At 54.7% G+C, this 19,027-nt stretch carries 15 protein-coding genes and 1 tRNA gene; 11 read left to right on the forward strand and 5 right to left on the reverse strand.

Features of this window, described 5'->3' with window-relative positions; genetic code table 11:
- Positions 1–3,471 (forward strand): autotransporter domain-containing protein (locus tag AL01_RS09485; RefSeq protein ID WP_077396999.1); only part of this gene is annotated, 3,471 nt, incomplete at its 5' end.
- Between the two features lie 141 nt (positions 3,472–3,612).
- Here the strand turns inward: AL01_RS09485 and AL01_RS07840 are convergent.
- The gene (locus AL01_RS07840) at positions 3,613–3,978 is read right to left on the reverse strand and encodes a class IIb bacteriocin, lactobin A/cerein 7B family (protein WP_077397000.1); all 366 of its coding nucleotides are present in this window, start codon (positions 3,976–3,978) and stop codon (positions 3,613–3,615) included.
- Between the two features lie 411 nt (positions 3,979–4,389).
- Here AL01_RS07840 and AL01_RS07845 point away from each other — a divergent pair, with 411 nt between their 5' ends.
- Entirely contained in the window at positions 4,390–5,964 is a 1,575-nt protein-coding gene (locus AL01_RS07845) for a Hint domain-containing protein (RefSeq protein WP_077397001.1), read from the forward strand.
- A gap of 116 nt (positions 5,965–6,080) precedes the next feature.
- Here AL01_RS07845 and AL01_RS07850 read toward each other — a convergent pair whose 3' ends face one another.
- A complete protein-coding gene (locus tag AL01_RS07850; RefSeq protein ID WP_077397002.1) occupies positions 6,081–6,425 on the reverse strand; it encodes a hypothetical protein in 345 nt (114 codons plus the stop codon).
- Between the two features lie 470 nt (positions 6,426–6,895).
- Here AL01_RS07850 and AL01_RS07855 point away from each other — a divergent pair.
- Positions 6,896–6,971: transfer RNA gene (locus AL01_RS07855), tRNA-Glu, on the forward strand.
- Between the two features lie 17 nt (positions 6,972–6,988).
- Here AL01_RS07855 and AL01_RS07860 read toward each other — a convergent pair.
- Complete coding sequence (locus tag AL01_RS07860) at positions 6,989–7,903, reverse strand: alpha/beta hydrolase (RefSeq protein ID WP_077397003.1); 915 nt, start codon at positions 7,901–7,903, stop codon at positions 6,989–6,991.
- Between the two features lie 227 nt (positions 7,904–8,130).
- Between AL01_RS07860 and phoU the strand changes: the two genes are divergently transcribed.
- From phoU to AL01_RS07885, 5 genes are all read left to right on the forward strand, one after another.
- Positions 8,131–8,838: a phosphate signaling complex protein PhoU gene (phoU, locus tag AL01_RS07865; RefSeq protein WP_077397004.1), complete on the forward strand. Its 708-nt coding sequence runs from the start codon at positions 8,131–8,133 to the stop codon at positions 8,836–8,838.
- A 14-nt stretch (positions 8,839–8,852) separates the two neighbouring features.
- On the forward strand, positions 8,853–9,572 hold the full coding sequence (locus AL01_RS07870) for a response regulator (RefSeq protein WP_077397005.1): 720 nt from the start codon (positions 8,853–8,855) through the stop codon (positions 9,570–9,572).
- A 7-nt stretch (positions 9,573–9,579) separates the two neighbouring features.
- Positions 9,580–10,845 carry an ATP-binding protein gene (locus AL01_RS07875; RefSeq protein ID WP_241502777.1) on the forward strand — a complete coding sequence of 422 codons (1,266 nt, stop codon included), beginning with the start codon at positions 9,580–9,582 and terminating at the stop codon, positions 10,843–10,845.
- Between the two features lie 213 nt (positions 10,846–11,058).
- Positions 11,059–12,435 carry an L-serine ammonia-lyase gene (locus AL01_RS07880; protein WP_077397006.1) on the forward strand — a complete coding sequence of 459 codons (1,377 nt, stop codon included), beginning with the start codon at positions 11,059–11,061 and terminating at the stop codon, positions 12,433–12,435.
- A gap of 98 nt (positions 12,436–12,533) precedes the next feature.
- Positions 12,534–13,217, forward strand: coding sequence for a hypothetical protein (locus AL01_RS07885; protein WP_077397007.1), 684 nt, complete (start codon positions 12,534–12,536; stop codon positions 13,215–13,217).
- An 11-nt stretch (positions 13,218–13,228) separates the two neighbouring features.
- Here AL01_RS07885 and alkB read toward each other — a convergent pair whose 3' ends face one another.
- Both alkB and AL01_RS07895 read right to left on the reverse strand, forming a co-directional pair.
- The gene (alkB, locus tag AL01_RS07890) at positions 13,229–13,867 is read right to left on the reverse strand and encodes a DNA oxidative demethylase AlkB (protein ID WP_077397008.1); all 639 of its coding nucleotides are present in this window, start codon (positions 13,865–13,867) and stop codon (positions 13,229–13,231) included.
- An 18-nt stretch (positions 13,868–13,885) separates the two neighbouring features.
- On the reverse strand, positions 13,886–14,182 hold the full coding sequence (locus tag AL01_RS07895; protein ID WP_077397009.1) for a putative quinol monooxygenase: 297 nt from the start codon (positions 14,180–14,182) through the stop codon (positions 13,886–13,888).
- Between the two features lie 191 nt (positions 14,183–14,373).
- Between AL01_RS07895 and ybaK the strand changes: the two genes are divergently transcribed.
- From ybaK to AL01_RS07910, 3 genes are all read left to right on the forward strand, one after another.
- The gene (ybaK, locus tag AL01_RS07900) at positions 14,374–14,856 is read left to right on the forward strand and encodes a Cys-tRNA(Pro) deacylase (protein WP_077397010.1); all 483 of its coding nucleotides are present in this window, start codon (positions 14,374–14,376) and stop codon (positions 14,854–14,856) included.
- A 160-nt stretch (positions 14,857–15,016) separates the two neighbouring features.
- Positions 15,017–15,478: a hypothetical protein gene (locus AL01_RS07905; RefSeq protein ID WP_077397011.1), complete on the forward strand. Its 462-nt coding sequence runs from the start codon at positions 15,017–15,019 to the stop codon at positions 15,476–15,478.
- A gap of 148 nt (positions 15,479–15,626) precedes the next feature.
- Positions 15,627–18,941: an efflux RND transporter permease subunit gene (locus AL01_RS07910; RefSeq protein ID WP_077397012.1), complete on the forward strand. Its 3,315-nt coding sequence runs from the start codon at positions 15,627–15,629 to the stop codon at positions 18,939–18,941.
- Positions 18,942–19,027 lie beyond the last annotated feature (86 nt).

Here is a 19,027-nt window from a genome sequence, read left to right on the forward strand (position 1 = left end):
GACGGTGCAGGCCTGACCGTAACCAGCAACAATGCCACCGTCGGCTCCCTCGCCGGAAGCAGTAACGGCACGCTGAATGGTACGCTGCGCCTCACCAATGCCAAGGACAGCTATGCTGGCACCCTCTCCGGCAATGGCGGTCTCGCCATCGAAAACGGCACAGAGACCCTCACGGGCAAGCAGGCTTATACGGGTGACACAACCGTTGCTCAGAATGGTGGCCTGAACCTTGCGGGGTCCCTCGCTGGGGCACTGGCCAACAGCGGTAAAACCACCCTTCAGGATGGTTCTTCCGTCGCTGGTGATGTCACCAATAGCGGCACACTCAATGCCACGAACGCCACGCTCAGCAGCGCTCTGAACAACAGCGGTAAGGCAACACTCACAAACAGCAAGGCTGGTGATGTCACTAACGCTGAAGGAGCAACCTTCAACGCTACGGGTGGCTCTCAGGCTTCCGCTACAAACAGCGGTACCATGACCCTCGCCGGTGGAAACACAACAAGCGGTAATGTCACCAATAAGGATAAGGGAACCCTGACGCTTGATGGCAGCACCATCAACGGTACCCTCACCCATGACGGCGCAGGCCTGACCGTAACCAGCAACAATGCCACCGCCGGCTCCCTCGCCGGAAGCAGTAATGGCACGCTGGATGGTACGCTGCACCTCAACAATGCCACCGGCACCTACAATGGCAGCCTCTCCGGTCATGGCGGCCTCGCCATCGATAAGGGCACAGAGACCCTTACAGGCAAGCAGGCTTATACGGGTGACACAACCGTTGCTCAGAATGGCGGCCTAAACCTTGCGGGGTCCCTCGCTGGAGCACTGGCCAACAGTGGTACGACCACCCTTCAGGATGGTTCTTCCGTCGCTGGTGATGTCACCAATAGCAGCATACTCAATGCCACGAACGCCACGCTCAGCAGCGCTCTGGACAACAGCGGTAAGGCAACACTCACAAACAGCAAGGCTGGTGATGTCACTAACGCTGCAGGAGCAACCTTCAACGCTACGGGTGGCTCTCAGGCTTCCGCTACAAACAGCGGTACCATGACCCTCGCCGGTGGAAACGCAACAAGCGGTAATGTCACCAATAAGGATAAGGGAACCCTGACGCTTGATGGCAGCACCATCAACGGTACCCTCACCCATGACGGTGCAGGCCTGACCGTAACCAGCAACAATGCCACCGTCGGCTCCCTCGCCGGAAGCAGTAACGGCACGCTGAATGGTACGCTGCACCTCAACAATGCCACCGGCACCTACAATGGCAGCCTCTCCGGCAATGGCGGCCTCGCCATCGATAAGGGCACAGAGACCCTTACAGGCAAGCAGGCTTATACGGGTGACACAACCGTTGCTCAGGCTGGCGGCCTGAACCTTGCGGGCTCCCTCGCTGGGGCACTTGCCAACAGTGGTAAGGCCACCCTTCAGGATGGCTCTTCCGTTGCTGGTGATGTCACCAATAGTGGCACCGGTAATCTGACAGCTACCAACGCCAAGCTGAACAATGTCACAACAGATGGGACATTGCTGCTCGACAAGGGAACAACTGTTGCCAACAAGCTCGCTGCTAATGGTGGGACATTCACCATTGGGGAAGGTGGTGCCTCTGTCGGCTCCCTCGCTGGGAACGGCACAAGCCAGGGTATCCTCAACGACACCCTCACCCTCACCAAGGCCAAGGACAACTATGCTGGGTCCCTCTCCGGCAATGGCGGCCTGACAATCGCTGGTGGAACTGAAGTACTGACGGGCAACAGCACCTATTCTGGTCCTACAATGATCCAGAATCAGGCGATGTTGGAAGTAGACGGCAACAACGGTCTTGCAAGTGGCCTGGTTACCGTCGGGAACGGTGCAACCCTGCGTGGTATAGGCACTGTCGGGTCCACACAGGTTGCCTCTGAGGGTGTGATTGCACCGGGTACTATCGGCTCTAATACGCCATCGACCCTGCATATCAATGGTGATCTAACCATGGCACAGGGCTCTATTTTGCGTATTCGTGGTACGAGCGATACGACAGGTCAGACCATCGACACAGCCAAGGGTACTGGATACCAAGAGGTCGCTTCCGACCGTCTGGCCATTACCGGGAAGGCAAACCTGCAAGGTGGGACGCTGGACCTCCAGCTGAAAAATGCAGGTCTGGGCCTGACATATAACCAGGCTTATCGAATCCTGACAGCTACAGGCGGGGTCAGTGGTCAGTTTGATGCCAAACTTTCCAGCAATCTGGCACCTCAATATGCCTATCTGGACCCAACCTTCGCTTACAGTGCTGATGCTGTTGACATCGTTATGCGCCGCAAGCCTAACTCCTTCAGCATAGTCGGTGAAACACGCAACCAGATCACCGCAGGCCATGGGCTGGATCGTCTTGACCAGACCTCGGCACTGAGCCAAGCCATGACAGGTCTGACTAAAACTCAGGCACGTCAGGCACTGGATAATCTCTCTGGTGAGTTACATGCCTCTATCCGCACAGCCCTGATTCAGGACAGCTTCTACATCCGCAATGCGGCCATGAACCGTCTGGCAAACAGCGACTGCGACTATGGCCGCAACGGTCAGAGCCTTTATGATCTGAAGACGCATCAAAAGAACGGTGCTTGCTCTTCCGACCATGCCGTTCTTTGGGGGCAGGCTTATGGGGGGCTGGGCCATAATGGTGGAGATAACAATGCTGCCCTTATGCACCACAACACGGCCGGGTTCATCATGGGGGCTGATGCTCCGATCAACCATAGCAACTGGCGTGTCGGCGGGCTGCTCTCTTACGGGCACTCTCAGTTCAACGTCCAGCGGGGACGTTCTTCTTCTGGCAACAGCAACAACATCTCCGTTGGAGCCTATGCCGGGACACATTGGGGCCGCGTGAACCTGCGTCTAGGTGCTGCTTATAGCTGGAATGTCATCAACACCCGGCGTCAGATCGCCGTTGGTGATTATGGCGGGCGTGTCAACAGTGGCTATCTGGGCGGAACAGCACAGACCTTCGCCGAGCTGGGCTACAAGATGCGTGGTGAGCATGGCGTGTTCGAGCCGTTCATGAACGTGTCCTACGTGAACATGCAGACCAACAGCTATCGTGAGCATGGCAATGAAGCCGCTCTGCGCAGCCGTGGGACAGATGCTGGTGTTACCTTCTCCACTTTCGGCTTCCGTGCCGCCACGAAGCTGAACATTGGCCGGACGATCTTCACGCCGCACCTCACGGCAGCGTATCGCCGCGGGTTTGGCCGTCTGGGTTCACGCCAGCATGAGTCCTTTGCCACGACTGGTGGAAGCAGCAGCATGGATGTCGCCGGTGTGCTGCTTTCCGACAATGCCGCTATTATCGACACTGGCGTGACAGCCAGCCTGAACGACCATGTCGATCTGGACCTGTCCTATATCGGCCAGTATGGCAACCAGTCCACCGAGAGCGGTGCAACGGGCTCCTTCAAGATGAAGTTCTGATCCTCACGCACATCTCTACTTGCAAACAAAGAAGGGCGGGTCATTATGACCCGCCCTTCTTCAATTCTGGGCATTACCCAATAGCCTGCGGCACTGGGACAATACCCCCTCACCATTTTCTATCAGCTGTCCAACAGGACGTTAGACAAGACGACCCAGAAGGTCGGCAAAGTCTCGAATACCTGCACTGATATGTCCGGCGGCATCATGCGTTAGAGCTTCCAAAAAGCTTGCGCCATTTTGCAGGAAACTATCGAGACCCGGCCTAACACGACGTGGGAGAGGTGTTCCGTGCTCTGCCATGTCAGCCTGTGCTCCAGCGAGACTCTGGCTCATTGACGAACTGCCGCTATCCGTCAATGACGTTCCAGATGAAGCCTGACCAATCAGCTTCCGCTCGGAACTTAACAACCCGTTCAGCAGGACACCGCCAAGCGTTATGGCAGCCCCCAGCAGCAGGCACCCACCAGATACTTCATTCAACTCATGTTCATTAAGAGTTCTCATGACGAGTCTCCAAAACTTTCATCATAGGAAGTCGGAGAATTGGGACCGATTCTCCAAGAATATTGAGCAACATATTCTCTATTGGAGTCAATAATATTTTTGTTACTTCATGGTAGTTAACTATAAAGTAATATAAAAATAACAATTAATTATAAACTTTACTTTTACTTATCCTCAAGTCCATTGCATTAACTCCCCTATTTTATTGATTTTTCCTCTCCACCCCTCCTTCAAAATCGCTTTTCCTCCGCCCCCGAAAGACATTTCGGAGCATCTGGGTAGAAGAAGTAAATAAACAAAATCTATTCTGAAAAATTCAAAAGGAATGAATTAATTTTCGATAAGTAAAAATGACCTACCCTCTCTCTTCGTATCAGAAAAATTCAAAAATAGAGCCAAAGATAGTAGTTCATGATCGTCCCAGCTGGCCAAGCCGTTAATTATATTCCACAGGCCCATGAAGCTCTTATCAAAGCCGCTCTTTTCATGCCTGATAACCTCCCTTCATTGTCTGAAGGTCGCCTTTTCACATTTCAGGGGGGCACGCTGGTTATTGCCCCAGCATCATGGTCGGGGCTTGTTAACTCCTCTATCGTGGCAGCCCCACACTCCCTCATCATAGACCCCGGAACGGGCGGTCAGCTCGTCATTGATTATGCAGGGTTAGACAGCACAACACTCCAGACCAACCTGTCTCTAGAGCTGCAGCTAGTCAGCCCACCGCCGCCCAATTTTAAGCTCCAGTTTGTCTTCTCCACCACACAGGCCTCAACGCAGACGATAACACGACAACGTTACGATATCTCAACTAACCAAACCATCATCCAGCTGAATGAAGATTATAGCCCCTACAACACAGCCCATACGAACATCTTCATTCCCGGCAATCCCTACCAAATACCGCAGGACGGGCAATGGTACCCACTTAACGGCCCAGCAACTGGGCAATCCACACAACAAAGCAGCTCAACTGTTGTCTGTTATCTCGCTGGAACCCTGATTGATACGCCTCAAGGCCCAAAAGCCATTGAAGAGCTGCGCCCCGGTGATGCTATTCATGTTTTCCAGAACAAGCAGAAATCGGTCGAATATCTTCGCTGGACCGGGCAAAAATCCGTTGTTCCGGCTTCATCTGATGACTGGCCAATACGCATACGACGCCATGCTTTCGGAGAGAACTGCCCCTTCTACGATCTCTACGTTACAGAAGAACATTGTCTGCTTCTCAAGGGTGCCTTTGTTCCTGCCCGTATGCTCGTCAATGGCCGGACAATCTTGCGGGAAAAGCGGGATCGTTACGATATTTACCACATCGAAACATATGAACACCGCATCATCAGTGCCAATGGCGCCCTCTCTGAAACCTATTTGGATACCGGGAACCGTCCTAGCTTCACAACGCCCGAAGAACACCTGTCCATTTCCTCCCAGGCAGCCCTTCATTCCCGCGTAAAGAGCTGGCAGCATGATGCCGCCGCCCCCCTAAGGGTGGAACGAGATTTCGTAGAACCTCTTCATGCCGCCCTAGCCGCCCGAGCCACCCAGCTAGGCTTCCCGAAAGATGCGGCCCCTCATACCCTGACAAACGACCCAGCCTTGACCCTACTAGACCCACGAGGAACAGAACTATCTCTCTATCAGCGCACTAACGGCTATTACTTATTCCGGCTGAAAGATGATCCGCCTTTCCTCATCATCAAATCCCGGACAGCACGTCTGGACAGGGCTATCGGCCCCTTCGTAGATGATAGACGGATGCTGGGCGTTCTCATTGGTGAGATAATGTTGGTCCAACCCGATGGGACAGACCTACCTCTGACATCCCATCTAACAGCCCCGGAAGGCACCGGCTGGGATGTCATGGAAACTGCACACTGCCGCTGGACCAATGGCAAAGCCCGCCTGCCACTCCCCGATGTCGAGAAACAAGATGGCTGCCTTCTAAAAATCGAAATACTCAGTGCTGGCCCGTATATTCTGTCCTGACCTACCCGCCAGAACGACGTAAGGGGATGGCCATACAGACCATCCCCCATCACAGAGAGCCCGCCCTTGATCGGACAGAAACCCTACATACACCCCCTATTTGGGGATAGTACGGCTTAGATCAGACGTGTAACGAAGTTCACAGCCTGCTGGATGCCTTCACCAATCAGGGAAATGATGCTGGTAAGCGGGTGCTGCAGGAAGTTAGTGAAAGCCTGAACAGGCCCAAGCAGCTGCCCCAGGCCACCGAAGCCACCCAGGTTGACGCCAGAGGTATTGGCAGCAGCCGGATAACCAGCGGGTGCATAGTTAGCGGACGGAATCGTGTTGGTGTTGGCAGCCGGAGCCAGTGCGCTCTGAGCATTGTTACCAAAACCACCAAACAGACCACCAAGCAGGTTGCCTAGCAGACCTGCACCACCGGAAACGCTGTCCAGCTCACGGCTATTAAGAGCTCTCATCTCAAGTCTCCACACAATTTTCTATTAAGAAATTGGAAGTCTTCATACACCTTCCAAAAGGAATAAGCTCACATAGTTTGACTACAGTCAACAATAAAATGATATATTATTTTGAATTAACTTTGCAATAAGATTATATATACTATTATAGTACATCATATTATTTCGTATTTATGTTAATAATTTAATCACAATTAGAAATTTTATATATTTTCTTCTATATTTATGAATAGACCGACAAATCGACACCAAGTTTCATAATGTGGTCATCCTCTATCATGCGATTAACGCTACCAATAGCATGATGAAATTCATTAAACATTCCACATGCACAACTAACATCGTGACTACCGTCAGACAGTTCCTTGGGTGGCTAACTCCCCTAAAACATTACCTGATCTATCTTTTTTCTCTGCACACATAGCTTGACCATCCTACCAAAAGTCCTCTAGAAGACGGCCACGCCTTTAGTCCCGTTCGTCTAGAGGCCTAGGACACCGCCCTTTCACGGCGGCAACACGGGTTCGAATCCCGTACGGGACGCCAGCAGCTAATATTTCCGGTCAGATAAATCCCCGTTGTTTCATCCAACGCTCTGCCAGAATAGGCCACTGCTCTGTTGGCCCACCTTTACGTCCCAGACCAAACCCATGACCACCGGTCGAAAAACGATGCTCTTCACAGGGCCGCCGGTGCCGCTGATACGCTTGAAGCAGTAACGCTTCTTGCGCTGGCAGAACAATCGGGTCATCCAACGCATAAGCCATAAACAAAGGCGGCGCATCATCCCGGACATGCGGCGGCAAAGACCAGCGTTCCGCCCGCACCGGCGTGGGGTCATTCCCCAAACATACCCGGCTGGTACGGCTACCGGTAAAAGGTGGTGCAACGCTAACAACTGGATAAAGCAACATAAGCAGAGCCAAGGGAATATCGCCTTTCTGCAAAGCAGTCAGACCCATCAAATGGCCCCCGGCAGAAAACCCCATAAGCCCCACACGCCGTACATCAATCGCTTCACCACCCTGCCCAGATTGCAGCATATGCAGGGCTTGTCTGGCATCCGCCAGCGGGGCCTCCATACCCTCAGCCCATCCCTCTTTTGGCAGACGGTATAAAAGAATGGCTGCCGTTACGCCTAACGACACCAACCACCGGGCCACGGGCAGGGCTTCATGCCCCACGGCAATATGTCCATACCCACCACCAGCAGCGATAATAATAGCCGCCCCATTCGGGCGAGCAGGCCGCATGATATGCAGACCCGGCACATGAATACCGAAAACCCGCCCGCCCTGCGCAACACGAGGCTGCTCCACGGCACCAACTTCCGGCCAAAGGGGATAAAAATTGGCAGCATCGTGCAACATGTGTTTCACAGGGCACATTTCTTGAGCCAGACCATACCTACCTCCCCCGGCAAGTGCTGCCACGGAGAGAACAGAGCAGCCTTTTAAAAACTGACGGCGGGCCTTCATCTATCAACCTCTTTTTCCTCTGAAGATGATGCAATCCCCCTGCCTATAGCCGCTCATCATGCAGAAACATGAAATATTCATGACATCTCCGTAAAATACGAAGAAACACCCCCACAAAAGCAGCGAAAACACCCCTTTTCTGCTTCTTCTAGCGCTATTATGTGGTGCTGTTTCCGCTCCCGATAAATTGCAGTAGAGTGAGCCGCCTGAAAGGGGACAGAAACGTGATGCACCAGAAGCAGCATATTGTGCAGCGTTATGAAGATGAGCTGCTCCATTTACGATCCCTGATGGAACAGATGGGCGGGTTGGTGGAGCACCAACTTTCTCTCGTGCTGGCAGCCATTACCGAAAATGATGGACAGGCTGCTCTTCTGGCCGCACAGCAAGACAGTGACGTAGATGCGCTGGAACACAAGGTAGAGACACTCGCCATCCGTCTTCTGGCCCTGCGAGGCCCCATGGCCGCAGACCTGCGGGAGATTGTTGCCTGTATTCCCATGGCTGGCGCACTGGAGCGCATGGGCGACTATGCCAGTTCCATTGCCCGCCGTCTCAGCCAAATGGAGCAACCCATCCCCCGGCCCGCCCGCCTCGCCCTGAGTGAAATGGGCCGACTGGTACTAGAACATCTCCGCCGCATCATGGATGCCCTAGAACATAAGGACGCCGACGCCGCCCATGCCATCTGGGCCGCCGACCAGCTAGTGGACCAGTACTGCGAGGCCATGACGGCCGATTCACTAGAGCAAATGACCCGTCACCCTCATACCATCCGCCTCCATATTGCCCTGCTCTTCATCATTAGAAATCTGGAACGGATCGGTGATCACACAACCAATATAGCCGAGCGTGTGGTCTTCATGGTCACAGGATCCATGCTGCCCCCATCCCGCCCGCACGGCCATGACAGCCAACACAGCCTACCCAGATAGGAACCGCCTAGCTCATGACAGCCCCAACATCTCATAAAGGCTCCATTCTCGTCGTAGAAGATGAACCCGCCCTGCGTGTCCTGCTGGAACATAGCCTGCGCCAACGTGGCTATCAGGTTAGTACTGCCGTTGATGGTGAACAGGCCTTATCCTTTCTTGAAGAAAAACGACCTGACCTTGCCCTGCTAGACTGGATGATGCCCGGTATCTCCGGGCTAGAACTATGCCGCATCATCCGGCAAAAACCGGGCCTGAAGGACCTTCCTGTCCTTTTCCTCACCGCCCGGACGGATGAGCAAGATGTCATAGCTGGGCTAGATAATGGTGCTGACGACTATCTGACCAAACCATGCAGTGCCGATAAACTGGATGCCCGCCTGCGTGCACTGTTACGCCGCACACGCCCTGTGCAGGACATCATAACCTTTGGCCCTCTCACTCTGGAGCCGGAAAACCATCAAGTCACCCGGTCTGGGCGTGCCATCGCTCTAGGCCCAACCGAATACCGCCTGATAGAACTTTTCATCCGCCACCCCCGCAAGGTCTTCTCTCGGGAAGACCTGTTAGAACGGCTATGGGGGCCTAATGTCCATGTGGAACTCCGCACGGTGGACGTGCATATCCGCCGTCTCCGCAAAGCCCTGAATGAAGGGGAAGAGAAAGACCTCATAAGGACAGTGCGAGCCGCCGGCTATGCCTTGGATGACAGCGTAACCAACCGAACCTCCAGCTAAGTCTCTCATGGCCGCATCCCCCCTTCTTCTACCGGACCTCATTGCGATGGTCTGTGCCTGTCTGGCCTTGGCAGGCTGGGGAATGGTCTGGCATCTATCCCGCCGTGCCCGTCTCTCAGGGCATGAACCACATCACCGCAACTCGGACCGCAAACCCACTCCGGATAGCAGCACCATGCTCGCCAATGCGGCCCCGTTATTGGTAGAGGCCATCCCCGGCATGGCTCTTATCCTCGGTTCCATGGGACAGATTCTAGCCTGCAACGAGGACGCACAAACCCATTACGGGAAGAGTCTCGGGGCACTGCTTCGTCACCCTAATGCACGGGACACGCTGAAAACGGCCCTCCATGCGCCTTCAGCGACCGATATGGCTCTCCCTGCGGCCTGCTCGACCACCGTCCGTCTAGATGTCCCCGTAAAATGTTCCGTCCATCTTGCCATGCGCCGGGTAGGAGGAGCATCAGAACGGGATAGTCTTGTTCTTGTCCTGTTGCATGATCGTAGCATCATGCAAGCCGTAGACCGTATGCGGGCCGATTTCGTGGCCCATGCCAGCCACGAACTGCGCACGCCTTTAGCCTCCCTAAGTGGCTTCATCAACCTAATGCGGGAGGGAGGCGACACGACAGACCCATCCTCCCGTACCCTGTATCTGGACATCATGAACCAGCAAGCCACACGGATGCAGCGTCTGATCGATCGGCTGCTCTATCTCTCCCAGCTGGAACTAAAGGGGCACCATCGCCCTCATGAAAGACTGGATGTAGATGACCTGTTCGCCCTTGTTCTTGGTGAAGTCACACCACGATTCCACGACTCCAACCGCACACTGACTGTCGATTATGAAGAAAACCTCACCCTGCTGGCCGACAGGGATGAAATGGTGCAACTTCTCCTAAATCTCATCGAAAATGCCATCCGATACGGCACAAAGCCAGACCATCCCCTGCATGTCCGCCTTCATGCCAGACAGGCCACCCCTGCCGAAGGGCCATCTCCCGCTACACCCGGAATCCTGATTATGGTTGAAGATAACGGCCCCGGCATTGCCGCCCATCACATCCCCCGACTAACAGAACGCTTCTACCGTATCACGGACCAACCAGAGAACAGCACCGGGGCCGAACAGGGCACAGGGCTAGGACTAGCCATAGTTCGCCAGATTTTAGAAAGACATGGCGGGCAGATACGCTTTGCCAGCACACCGGGCCAAGGCACAGCCTGCCTTGTCTGGCTCCCAACGGCCCCCGCTCCACAGAGCCACCATTAAAAACAGTACGAAAACTCAACAGCACATGGGGGGGGAACCGCTGGTCGTAAATCGTAGCTTTTTGTGAAAAGGACAAACCGGGCAGCATCCTGCATAACAGGGCTTTCACTTTGTTTCATAATCAGAATAATTTATTTTTTAAGGCTTATAACAGGGTCAGTTTTAGCCCATAAAAGAGGAAGAGATTCACTCAACAAGGGCCTTATATTTTCCATGCTCAGCCTGTTTGATCTGTTCAAGATAGGGATTGGCCCTTCCTCCTCCCATACTGTTGGCCCCATGCGAGCCGCCCAGCGTTTTGCCGATGTACTGGCAGACCTACCCGATGGCCCGCTGGAAAAAGACCCCGCACGCATTGTTGTTACTCTCTACGGATCACTCGCCCTCACAGCCGAAGGCCATGGCACCATAAAGGCCGTTCTCCTCGGGCTGGCGGGGGAAACACCTGAGCATGTCGACCCGGAAACAGCAAAAAAACTGGTCCACCATATTGAGAGCACCCATTTGCTAAACCTCAATGGGACAAGTTTCTCCTTCGACTATCAAAACGACATCTGTCTGGACACAGGCACCATTCCCCCCATCCATCCCAATACCATGCAGTTCGAAGCTTTTGCCCGGGATGGAACCCTCATTACACGCCAGCGTTTCTGTTCCGTTGGCGGAGGGTTTATCACACCGGAAGACCAGGCACGGACAATGTCCTACTCCCTGCCCGAAGTACCCTTCCCCTTCCGCAGTGGTGCCGCATTGCTGGCCCATACTAGACAGCAAAATACCAGCATTGCCAGCATTATGATGGCCAACGAAACCGCTACCCGCCCTCTCTGGGATGTCGAGCGAGGCATGGACCGCATCACCGAGACGATGCTGTCCTGCATCGAAGCCGGATTACACAATACGGATACACTCCCCGGCCCGCTAAAAGTGCAGAGACGAGCCGCAAAACTCTATGCGCGCCTTCAGGCTAAAACCAATACGGCCCCTTCCCCTCATGGTGTGATGAACTGGATCAGCCTCTTCGCCATTGCCGTGAATGAGGAAAATGCAGCAGGTGGGCGAGTCGTCACCGCCCCTACAAACGGAGCAGCAGGCGTCATTCCAGCTGTCATGCGTTATTATCGAGACTTCTGCCCCGAATATTCAAAAGACGGCCTACGAACCTTCCTGCTAACCGCCGCTGCCATCGGAGGACTCTTCAAACTCAATGCCTCCATCTCTGGGGCAGAAGTGGGATGCCAAGGCGAGGTTGGTGTGGCATCCTCCATGGCCGCAGCAGGGCTGACAGCCGCCTTAGGCGGCACACCAGAACAATGCGAACATGCCGCAGAGATCGCCATGGAACACCACCTGGGCATGACCTGCGACCCAGTAGCTGGTCTTGTGCAAATCCCCTGCATCGAGCGAAATGCCTTCGGGGCTGTTAAAGCCATCAATGCGTCTTCACTGGCTATGAGCGATGATAGCGGGGCGCATTATGTCTCGCTGGATCATGTCATCAAAACAATGGCCGAAACAGGCCGAGACATGAATCATCGTTATAAAGAAACGGCACTAGGGGGACTGGCCGTCAACGTACCGGCTTGCTGATGGCTTACTCCAGCCATCAAGATCGCTTGCCTGAAACTGCCGCAGCCCATACGATATTGTGAATCCTTTTTCCCCCTGTGCTGCGGTACGTTCACCCCATGACACGCCATCCTTTGCCCGTTTTTCTGCTCGCTGCCTCTATGCTGGCTGCCGTCTCCACCGCCCGGGCGGAGCCGGGGGATCCCCTCCCGACCAGTGCCCGCCCCGCCGCACCGGCCCTTCTCATCCCCACCCTGCCTTGCCAGAAACTGGCCAGCACCCCCCTCACCTATGCCTCCACCGGCAGTGATGATTCGCTGCATGTCCATGTGCAATGCGCTATGGAGAAGGGGCCGGACGATCTCTGGCGGGCTAAGTCCTGCACATATGCCTCCAAATGGAACGGGTTTTACATGCCCCGTCACCATAAGGCGCACCCCTACCGGGAAGCTGTAGCGGCCTATATGAACCATGCCTGCTTTGCGGACAGCCAGCTAACGCCCTACTTCTCGGACGAACAGACAGATCAACCTGATGCTGTCTCTAGTGAAGATGCGTGGTCTTCCCGTCTGATCGCCCCGTGGCGTGGAACACAGCCTGCACATGGAATCAGCCGAGCACAGGATGAAAGAGTCGGTGCCATTTTCCTCCACAACAAGGCCGTCACACTGAAGCTGAGCTTTACCCATGTCCCGCCCGTAACGGCGGAGGAAAACAATTTGGACAAAGCCGCCCATTCTCCCAACCGCTTTCAGCCTGCCGTCAGCCTGATTAATCTGGATGACGTATCCGCCTCGAAATAACGGGGCGGGGATCAGTCCACCACCCGGAAGGTGAGATTATAACGGCACCCTAATCCCGTTCCCGACTGAGCAGAGCGAACAGGCAGGACACCATGAAAATGGCTTCGACTTGGGCCACCCCACACCACGACATCGCCATGATGTAACGGCACCTTGCGGCAAGCATCCTGCCGCCGCGCCCCGCCCCACTGGAAAAGGGCCGAAAGACCCAGCGACACCGACACGACCGGGGCCTCCATAGTGTGCTCATCACGATCCTGATGAGGCCCCATCCCAGCACCGGGTGCATAACGGTTAATAAGCCCGCATTGTGGGACGAACCCCGCATAACCAGCGGCCTGCGCTGCACGGCCAGCCAGCGCCAGAAATAGGGACGGCAAAGCGGGCCAGGGCCTGCCTGTCAACGGGTCAGTCCGCACATAGCGATACCCCTGCTCGTCACTCACCCAACCATACTCACCACAAGCCGTCATAGCAGCAGCCATCCGGCCACCACCTACTACTCTGTAATGGCGAAAGGGGGCCTGCTGCGTAATCAGCTCAACAGCATGAAGCAACGCCTGCGCTTCTGCTTGAGCAAAACCACCCAGCAACACCGCCCCAGAGGACAGGCTAAGCCGCTCTCTGGTCTCCGGAAACAGATCATCCATCAAGAACGATTACCGCCCTTACTGCCTTTGAAAAAAACGTATCTGCCTCGTGATGATCTTCAAGTCCTTCAACGCCTTGGAAAATACAGCGAAATGCGGTGCTGCCTCATGCGCCTGAAAAGCGGCACGGCCCGCATAAACCTCATGCAGAACGACAAGTCCCGGCTCATCCTCGCTGCACTGTATGGTAAATTCCAGACAGCCCGGCTCATCAGCCTTCGAATGAGCGGCATCATATCGGCAGACCTCAAGGAACGCCTCCAGCGTGTCCTTTTGAGCCTCAAACTCGGCCAAAACAACCAATGGTTTGGACATGGGACTCCTCCCTGCATGACAAACGATGACGGCTCATCCGTCTCCCCAACAGGATGTACCCGCAACCACACTTAACGCAACTGCTCTGCCATGCAACAACAGCAAGGCACCGCATCCCTTGCCAGAGAGAAACGGGCACGGTCTGATGCTGGGCGAGTTTTTTTACCCTATGAGGCAACAGGGATTCCCCCATGACTGACCAGCACAATACCGCCGCTACCCGTTTTCTCGACAGTACAGGTATTTCTTACAAAACCTGCCAGTATGATTACGCCCCACAGAAAGGTCATATCGGCGAACAGGCGGCCAGCGCTATCGGGGCGAAACCTTCAGCCGTCTTCAAGACACTCGCCGTGAAGGTCGACCGTAAACAACCTGCCTTTGCGGTTATTCCAGTCGATAAACGGGTCAATTTCAAAGCATTAGCCATCGCTCTTGGCGGCCGAAATGCCAAAATGATGCAGCCGGATGAAGCCCATGACCGCACAGGATTCGTCTCTGGCGGGACAACACCTTTTGGCTCCCGCCAAACTCTCCCTACAGTCATCGACCGCAGTGCCCAGAAGCACAAAACTATATGGATCAATGCGGGAGCCCGGGGTTTTCTAGCCTGTCTGACACCACAGGACGTACAAACAGTAACGCAGGGCCTCTTTGCCAATATTGCTGAATGACCGGTTCAAGAACGACCGCGCACCAGTGGAGATGACCGTTTCGTAACACCGATTTCACTAACATTTTCAGAGCCACCTCCTGTATTCTGCCTTTGCGATGCCCCCATGGAAGGGGTCGGTTGGGCAGCAGCCTGACAAAACTGGAACAAGGAAAACCAAGATGATCCGTGTCCCCAGAATACTAAAGCAGGTGGCCACAGGCCTCGCCCTAGCCACGCTGGCCTGCGGACTAACAGCCACCCAAGCGGAAGCACATCATCACCACAGTTTCGGCCACAGCTTTGCCAGAGGGCTGGGCTTTGGTGTTGGGTCTGGTGTTGGTTACAATACGATCGACCGCGTGTTTAACGGGTTCGGCGGCGGTTCTTATGGTGGTTACGGCGGCTATGGTGGCGGCTACGCCATGCCTTATATGGCACCTAGCTACACCCCGCCCCCGCCACCCAGTACAAATGTCATTGTCGTCCAGCCGCCAGCAGCCCCGCCGCCTGCGCCCGGCTATCCTTACCCCATACCCGGTTATACCCACTATCAACCCGGTCAGGGGTATGTCTCCCAAACGGTCACCTATGTTCAGGGATATGGCTATATCCCCTCACCTCCCCAGCCAATGACCCCATAAGCCAGATGGCGGAGATAGTTTTAACCTTCTATTCGGAAACCGATATTACTTGAACAACCAGTAAAAACAGGTTGATCTAGGTGGGATAATATCTTTATGGAGGCAGAGCTTCTGCAATAACACGGTAAGAAAGAGTTAATAACCAGGGATGGTCTTCTGCCGCCTTTTCATTGACCGCCCTGTGGCGACAACATTGTTGGCGCTCGCCATCTTTCTGTCCGGGCTGATTGCTCTGCCATTCCTCCCCATATCCACCATGCCGGATATGACGGCCACCTCCATCATGGTCATCGCCAATCAGCCGGGGGCAGACCCGCAGCAAATGGCCACCTCTGTCTCTACCCCTTTAGAACGGCGGCTAGCAGCCATTGCGGACATCCAGACGTTGGAATCTGTCACCAATAGCGGGCAGACCTCTATCTTTCTGGACTTCTCTTCTTCCCGTGATATCAACGGTGCCTTGCGGGACGTTCAAGCAGCCTTGCATGCTGCCCGAAGCGATCTACCAACCAGCACGCTGGCCGCCGACCCGCAGGCCTTCAAGCTGGATGGTGACAAACCGATCTATCTGCTCCATCTGACATCAGACCAACTTCCCAGAGCACAGCTTTATGACCTTGCCACCATCAGGGTCCGTCCTGTTCTCGCCCAGATAGCCGGTGTGGGGCGGGTCGAGCTATTCGGTGCCTCCAACCCCGCTGTCCGGGTCGAACTGAACCCTTACCCACTCTACCGCTGGGGCCTGAATCCCGAGGATATCCGCTCTGCTCTGGCCTCGGCTAATGCCTTCACACCCAAAGGGTTTATTAACTCAGGCAATCAGCGCATCCAGCTACAGACTAATGATCAGGCTATTGATGCGGCCCATTATAAGGACCTCATTGTCGCCTATCGTAATGGGCAAAACCCCATCTACCTAAAAGACATCTCGACCGTGCGAGATGATGTACAAGATGTCTACCAAAACAGCACATTAAACGGGAAAACGGCCATTACTATTGCTGTCATTCCACAGCCGCATGCCAATGCGGTAGAAATTGTGAATGACATCGTAAAGCGTATGCCCCGGCTCCAGCAGGCCCTCCCCGCCAGTGCAGAACTCCGTACAGGGCTGGACTTGTCCCTAACCATCCGGGCCTCTCTGGTAGATGCTAAACAGACTCTAGTCATTTCCATCTTTCTGGTCGTACTGGTCATTGCCCTATTCTTCCGCCATCCAGCCAGCACACTCATCCCGGCCATTACAATCCCCATCGCCCTTGCCGGGACGCTGACAGTTATGGCGTGGTTCAGTTTCTCGCTGGATATCCTCTCTCTCATGGCCCTCACCATTGCGGTTGGCTTTGTCATTGATGATGCCATCGTTGTGCTAGAGAACATCGCTCGGCACATGGAAAATGGCATGGACCGCTATCAGGCCAGTATTCACGGCACCTCGGAGATCGCCTTCACTATCGTCTCCATCAGCCTGTCCCTCATCGCTGTTTTTATACCCCTGCTTAGCATTCCCGGTACGCTTGGTTCCGCCCTGCATGAATTCGCCATGACGATGGCGGCAACCATCACCATCTCCATGGTTCTATCCCTCACCCTAACCCCCATGCTCTGCGCCCACTTCCTTACGATAGAACCAGCAGGCAGCACACCAAAAGCCCCACACCGGCCCCGCTACTCTCTTTTGGAAGACCCTGTCGCATGGGCTCTCTACGGCGTGCGGCGAACCATCCAGTCCGTGGAAACAGGCCTTGCCCGCCTTACCTCACTCTACGACCGCTCAATGCATTGGAGCTTGCGCCACCCTCGGCTCATCGGGTTGACCCTACCAGGCAGCTTCCTGCTTATGGTCGGCATAATCGCCATCATGCCCAAAACTGCCATTCCCCGCATGGACCTTGCCATCCTTCAGGGCAGTATTAATGGCGAGCCAAGCCTCTCCTTCAAAGCCCTGACCCGCAGGATGCATCAGGTAGAATCCATCATCCAGAAGGACCCGGCTGTCCAAACAGTCGTGACCTTCAACCGCACCAGCTATACGGGCCGCATCTTCGTCACCCTCAAAGATAAAAGCCTGCGTGACAGCATCCCGGTCGTACTAGCACGGTTGCGAAAAGCCATTCCCCAACAGGCAGGAGCGGAAGCCTTTTTTTGGGCGCTGAACAATGGTCGGCAAGGTGGTGGCGACAGTAATACCACCGGCAATTACCGTTATGTTCTCCAGAGCGACAGTAACGGCCCCCTTTATGCCACCATCCCCCCCTTATTGACACAGCTGCGAGCCAGCGGGAAATTCCGCAACCTCTCCACCGATGCGGAGGATTTAAGCTTCTTTGCCAATATCCTCATCCATCGTGACCTCGAGGCCCGTTACAACATCACACCCCAGCTTGTGCAAAATGCTCTCTTTGACGCCTACGGGCAGAGCATTGTCTCCACCATCCACCTCCCTCTGACCAATCACCGGGTTGTCATGGTGGTCGCTGAGCCATTCCGTGAATATCCCAACACGTTACATCATCTCTGGCTTTCCACCTCTGCTGGAACGGCAGCAGGAGGCATTGCCTCCAACCTCATCCGTGTTCGGTCCAAGGGGACACTCAGCACACAAGCATCCCTTGCACGGGATTCCGTCACCAACTCACTCGCCAACAAACTATCAGGCAACAGCTCAAATGGTGCCGCCGTATCCTCGGCACGGGAAACAATGATCCCGCTGGATAATGTAGCCAGCATTGTCAAAACCCCTATGCCCCTGAGCATTACCCACCATAACGGCTATTACGCCACAACGCTCTCCTTCGATCTGGCAGACGGCACTAGCTATGACGATGCCATTGCGCTGATACACAGGGCCTTGGTCAATCTGCACGCATCAGACAAAATTCACGGGGAGTTCACAGGGACAACCGGCGAGACAACCGACCTGATGCTCAACGCACTGCTCGCCTTTCTAGCGGCTGTTGCCATCATGTACATCACACTCGGCATTCTCTATGAAAGCCTCCTCCACCCACTTACCATTCTTTCCACACTGCCATCTGCTGGTGTCGGTGGCGTGCTGGGCCTCTGGATTGCTGGAGAACAGTTCAGCCTTGTGGCTATCATCGGTGTTATCCTGCTGACAGGGCTAGTAAAGAAAAATGCCATTCTGGTGATCGACTTCGCCTTATACATCCGCCAGCATCACCCGGACATGACAGCAGAAGAAACCATCCGCCATGCCTCCGTCACACGCTTCCGCCCTATCCTAATGACAACACTGGCCGCAGCCCTCGGCGGCATCCCACTGCTGATGAGCCAAGGCTATGGCTGCGAATTGCGCCACCCGCTCGGCGTGGCCATTCTGGGCGGGATGGCTGTCAGCCAGCTCCTTACTTTCTACACCACACCAACAGTCTATCTCCTGCTGGAAGGGCTGAAACACCGCAGCCTGACATTAATAGGCAGAATGCGGGCTGCTCTATAAGCCGCCTCTTATAAGCTCAACAGGGGAAAACGGTCAGACACGCTATGATGGGGCCGATTGCACCGCCCTGCTGCTCTTCCTATAAA

Source organism: Bombella intestini (assembly GCF_002003665.1).
In the GTDB taxonomy this organism is placed as follows: Bacteria; Pseudomonadota; Alphaproteobacteria; order Acetobacterales; family Acetobacteraceae; genus Bombella; species Bombella intestini.

Bases quoted from the DNA above. Each gene is read 5' to 3' on its own strand.
- AL01_RS07840 (WP_077397000.1), bottom strand. From the start codon at position 3,978: ATGAGAACTCTTAATGAACATGAGTTGAATGAAGTATCTGGTGGGTGC.
- AL01_RS07845 (WP_077397001.1), top strand. From the start codon at position 4,390: ATGATCGTCCCAGCTGGCCAAGCCGTTAATTATATTCCACAGGCCCAT.
- AL01_RS07850 (WP_077397002.1), bottom strand. From the start codon at position 6,425: ATGAGAGCTCTTAATAGCCGTGAGCTGGACAGCGTTTCCGGTGGTGCA.
- AL01_RS07860 (WP_077397003.1), bottom strand. From the start codon at position 7,903: ATGAAGGCCCGCCGTCAGTTTTTAAAAGGCTGCTCTGTTCTCTCCGTG.
- phoU (WP_077397004.1), top strand. From the start codon at position 8,131: ATGCACCAGAAGCAGCATATTGTGCAGCGTTATGAAGATGAGCTGCTC.
- AL01_RS07870 (WP_077397005.1), top strand. From the start codon at position 8,853: ATGACAGCCCCAACATCTCATAAAGGCTCCATTCTCGTCGTAGAAGAT.
- AL01_RS07875 (WP_241502777.1), top strand. From the start codon at position 9,580: ATGGCCGCATCCCCCCTTCTTCTACCGGACCTCATTGCGATGGTCTGT.
- AL01_RS07880 (WP_077397006.1), top strand. From the start codon at position 11,059: ATGCTCAGCCTGTTTGATCTGTTCAAGATAGGGATTGGCCCTTCCTCC.
- AL01_RS07885 (WP_077397007.1), top strand. From the start codon at position 12,534: ATGACACGCCATCCTTTGCCCGTTTTTCTGCTCGCTGCCTCTATGCTG.
- alkB (WP_077397008.1), bottom strand. From the start codon at position 13,867: ATGGATGATCTGTTTCCGGAGACCAGAGAGCGGCTTAGCCTGTCCTCT.
- AL01_RS07895 (WP_077397009.1), bottom strand. From the start codon at position 14,182: ATGTCCAAACCATTGGTTGTTTTGGCCGAGTTTGAGGCTCAAAAGGAC.
- ybaK (WP_077397010.1), top strand. From the start codon at position 14,374: ATGACTGACCAGCACAATACCGCCGCTACCCGTTTTCTCGACAGTACA.
- AL01_RS07905 (WP_077397011.1), top strand. From the start codon at position 15,017: ATGATCCGTGTCCCCAGAATACTAAAGCAGGTGGCCACAGGCCTCGCC.
- AL01_RS07910 (WP_077397012.1), top strand. From the start codon at position 15,627: ATGGTCTTCTGCCGCCTTTTCATTGACCGCCCTGTGGCGACAACATTG.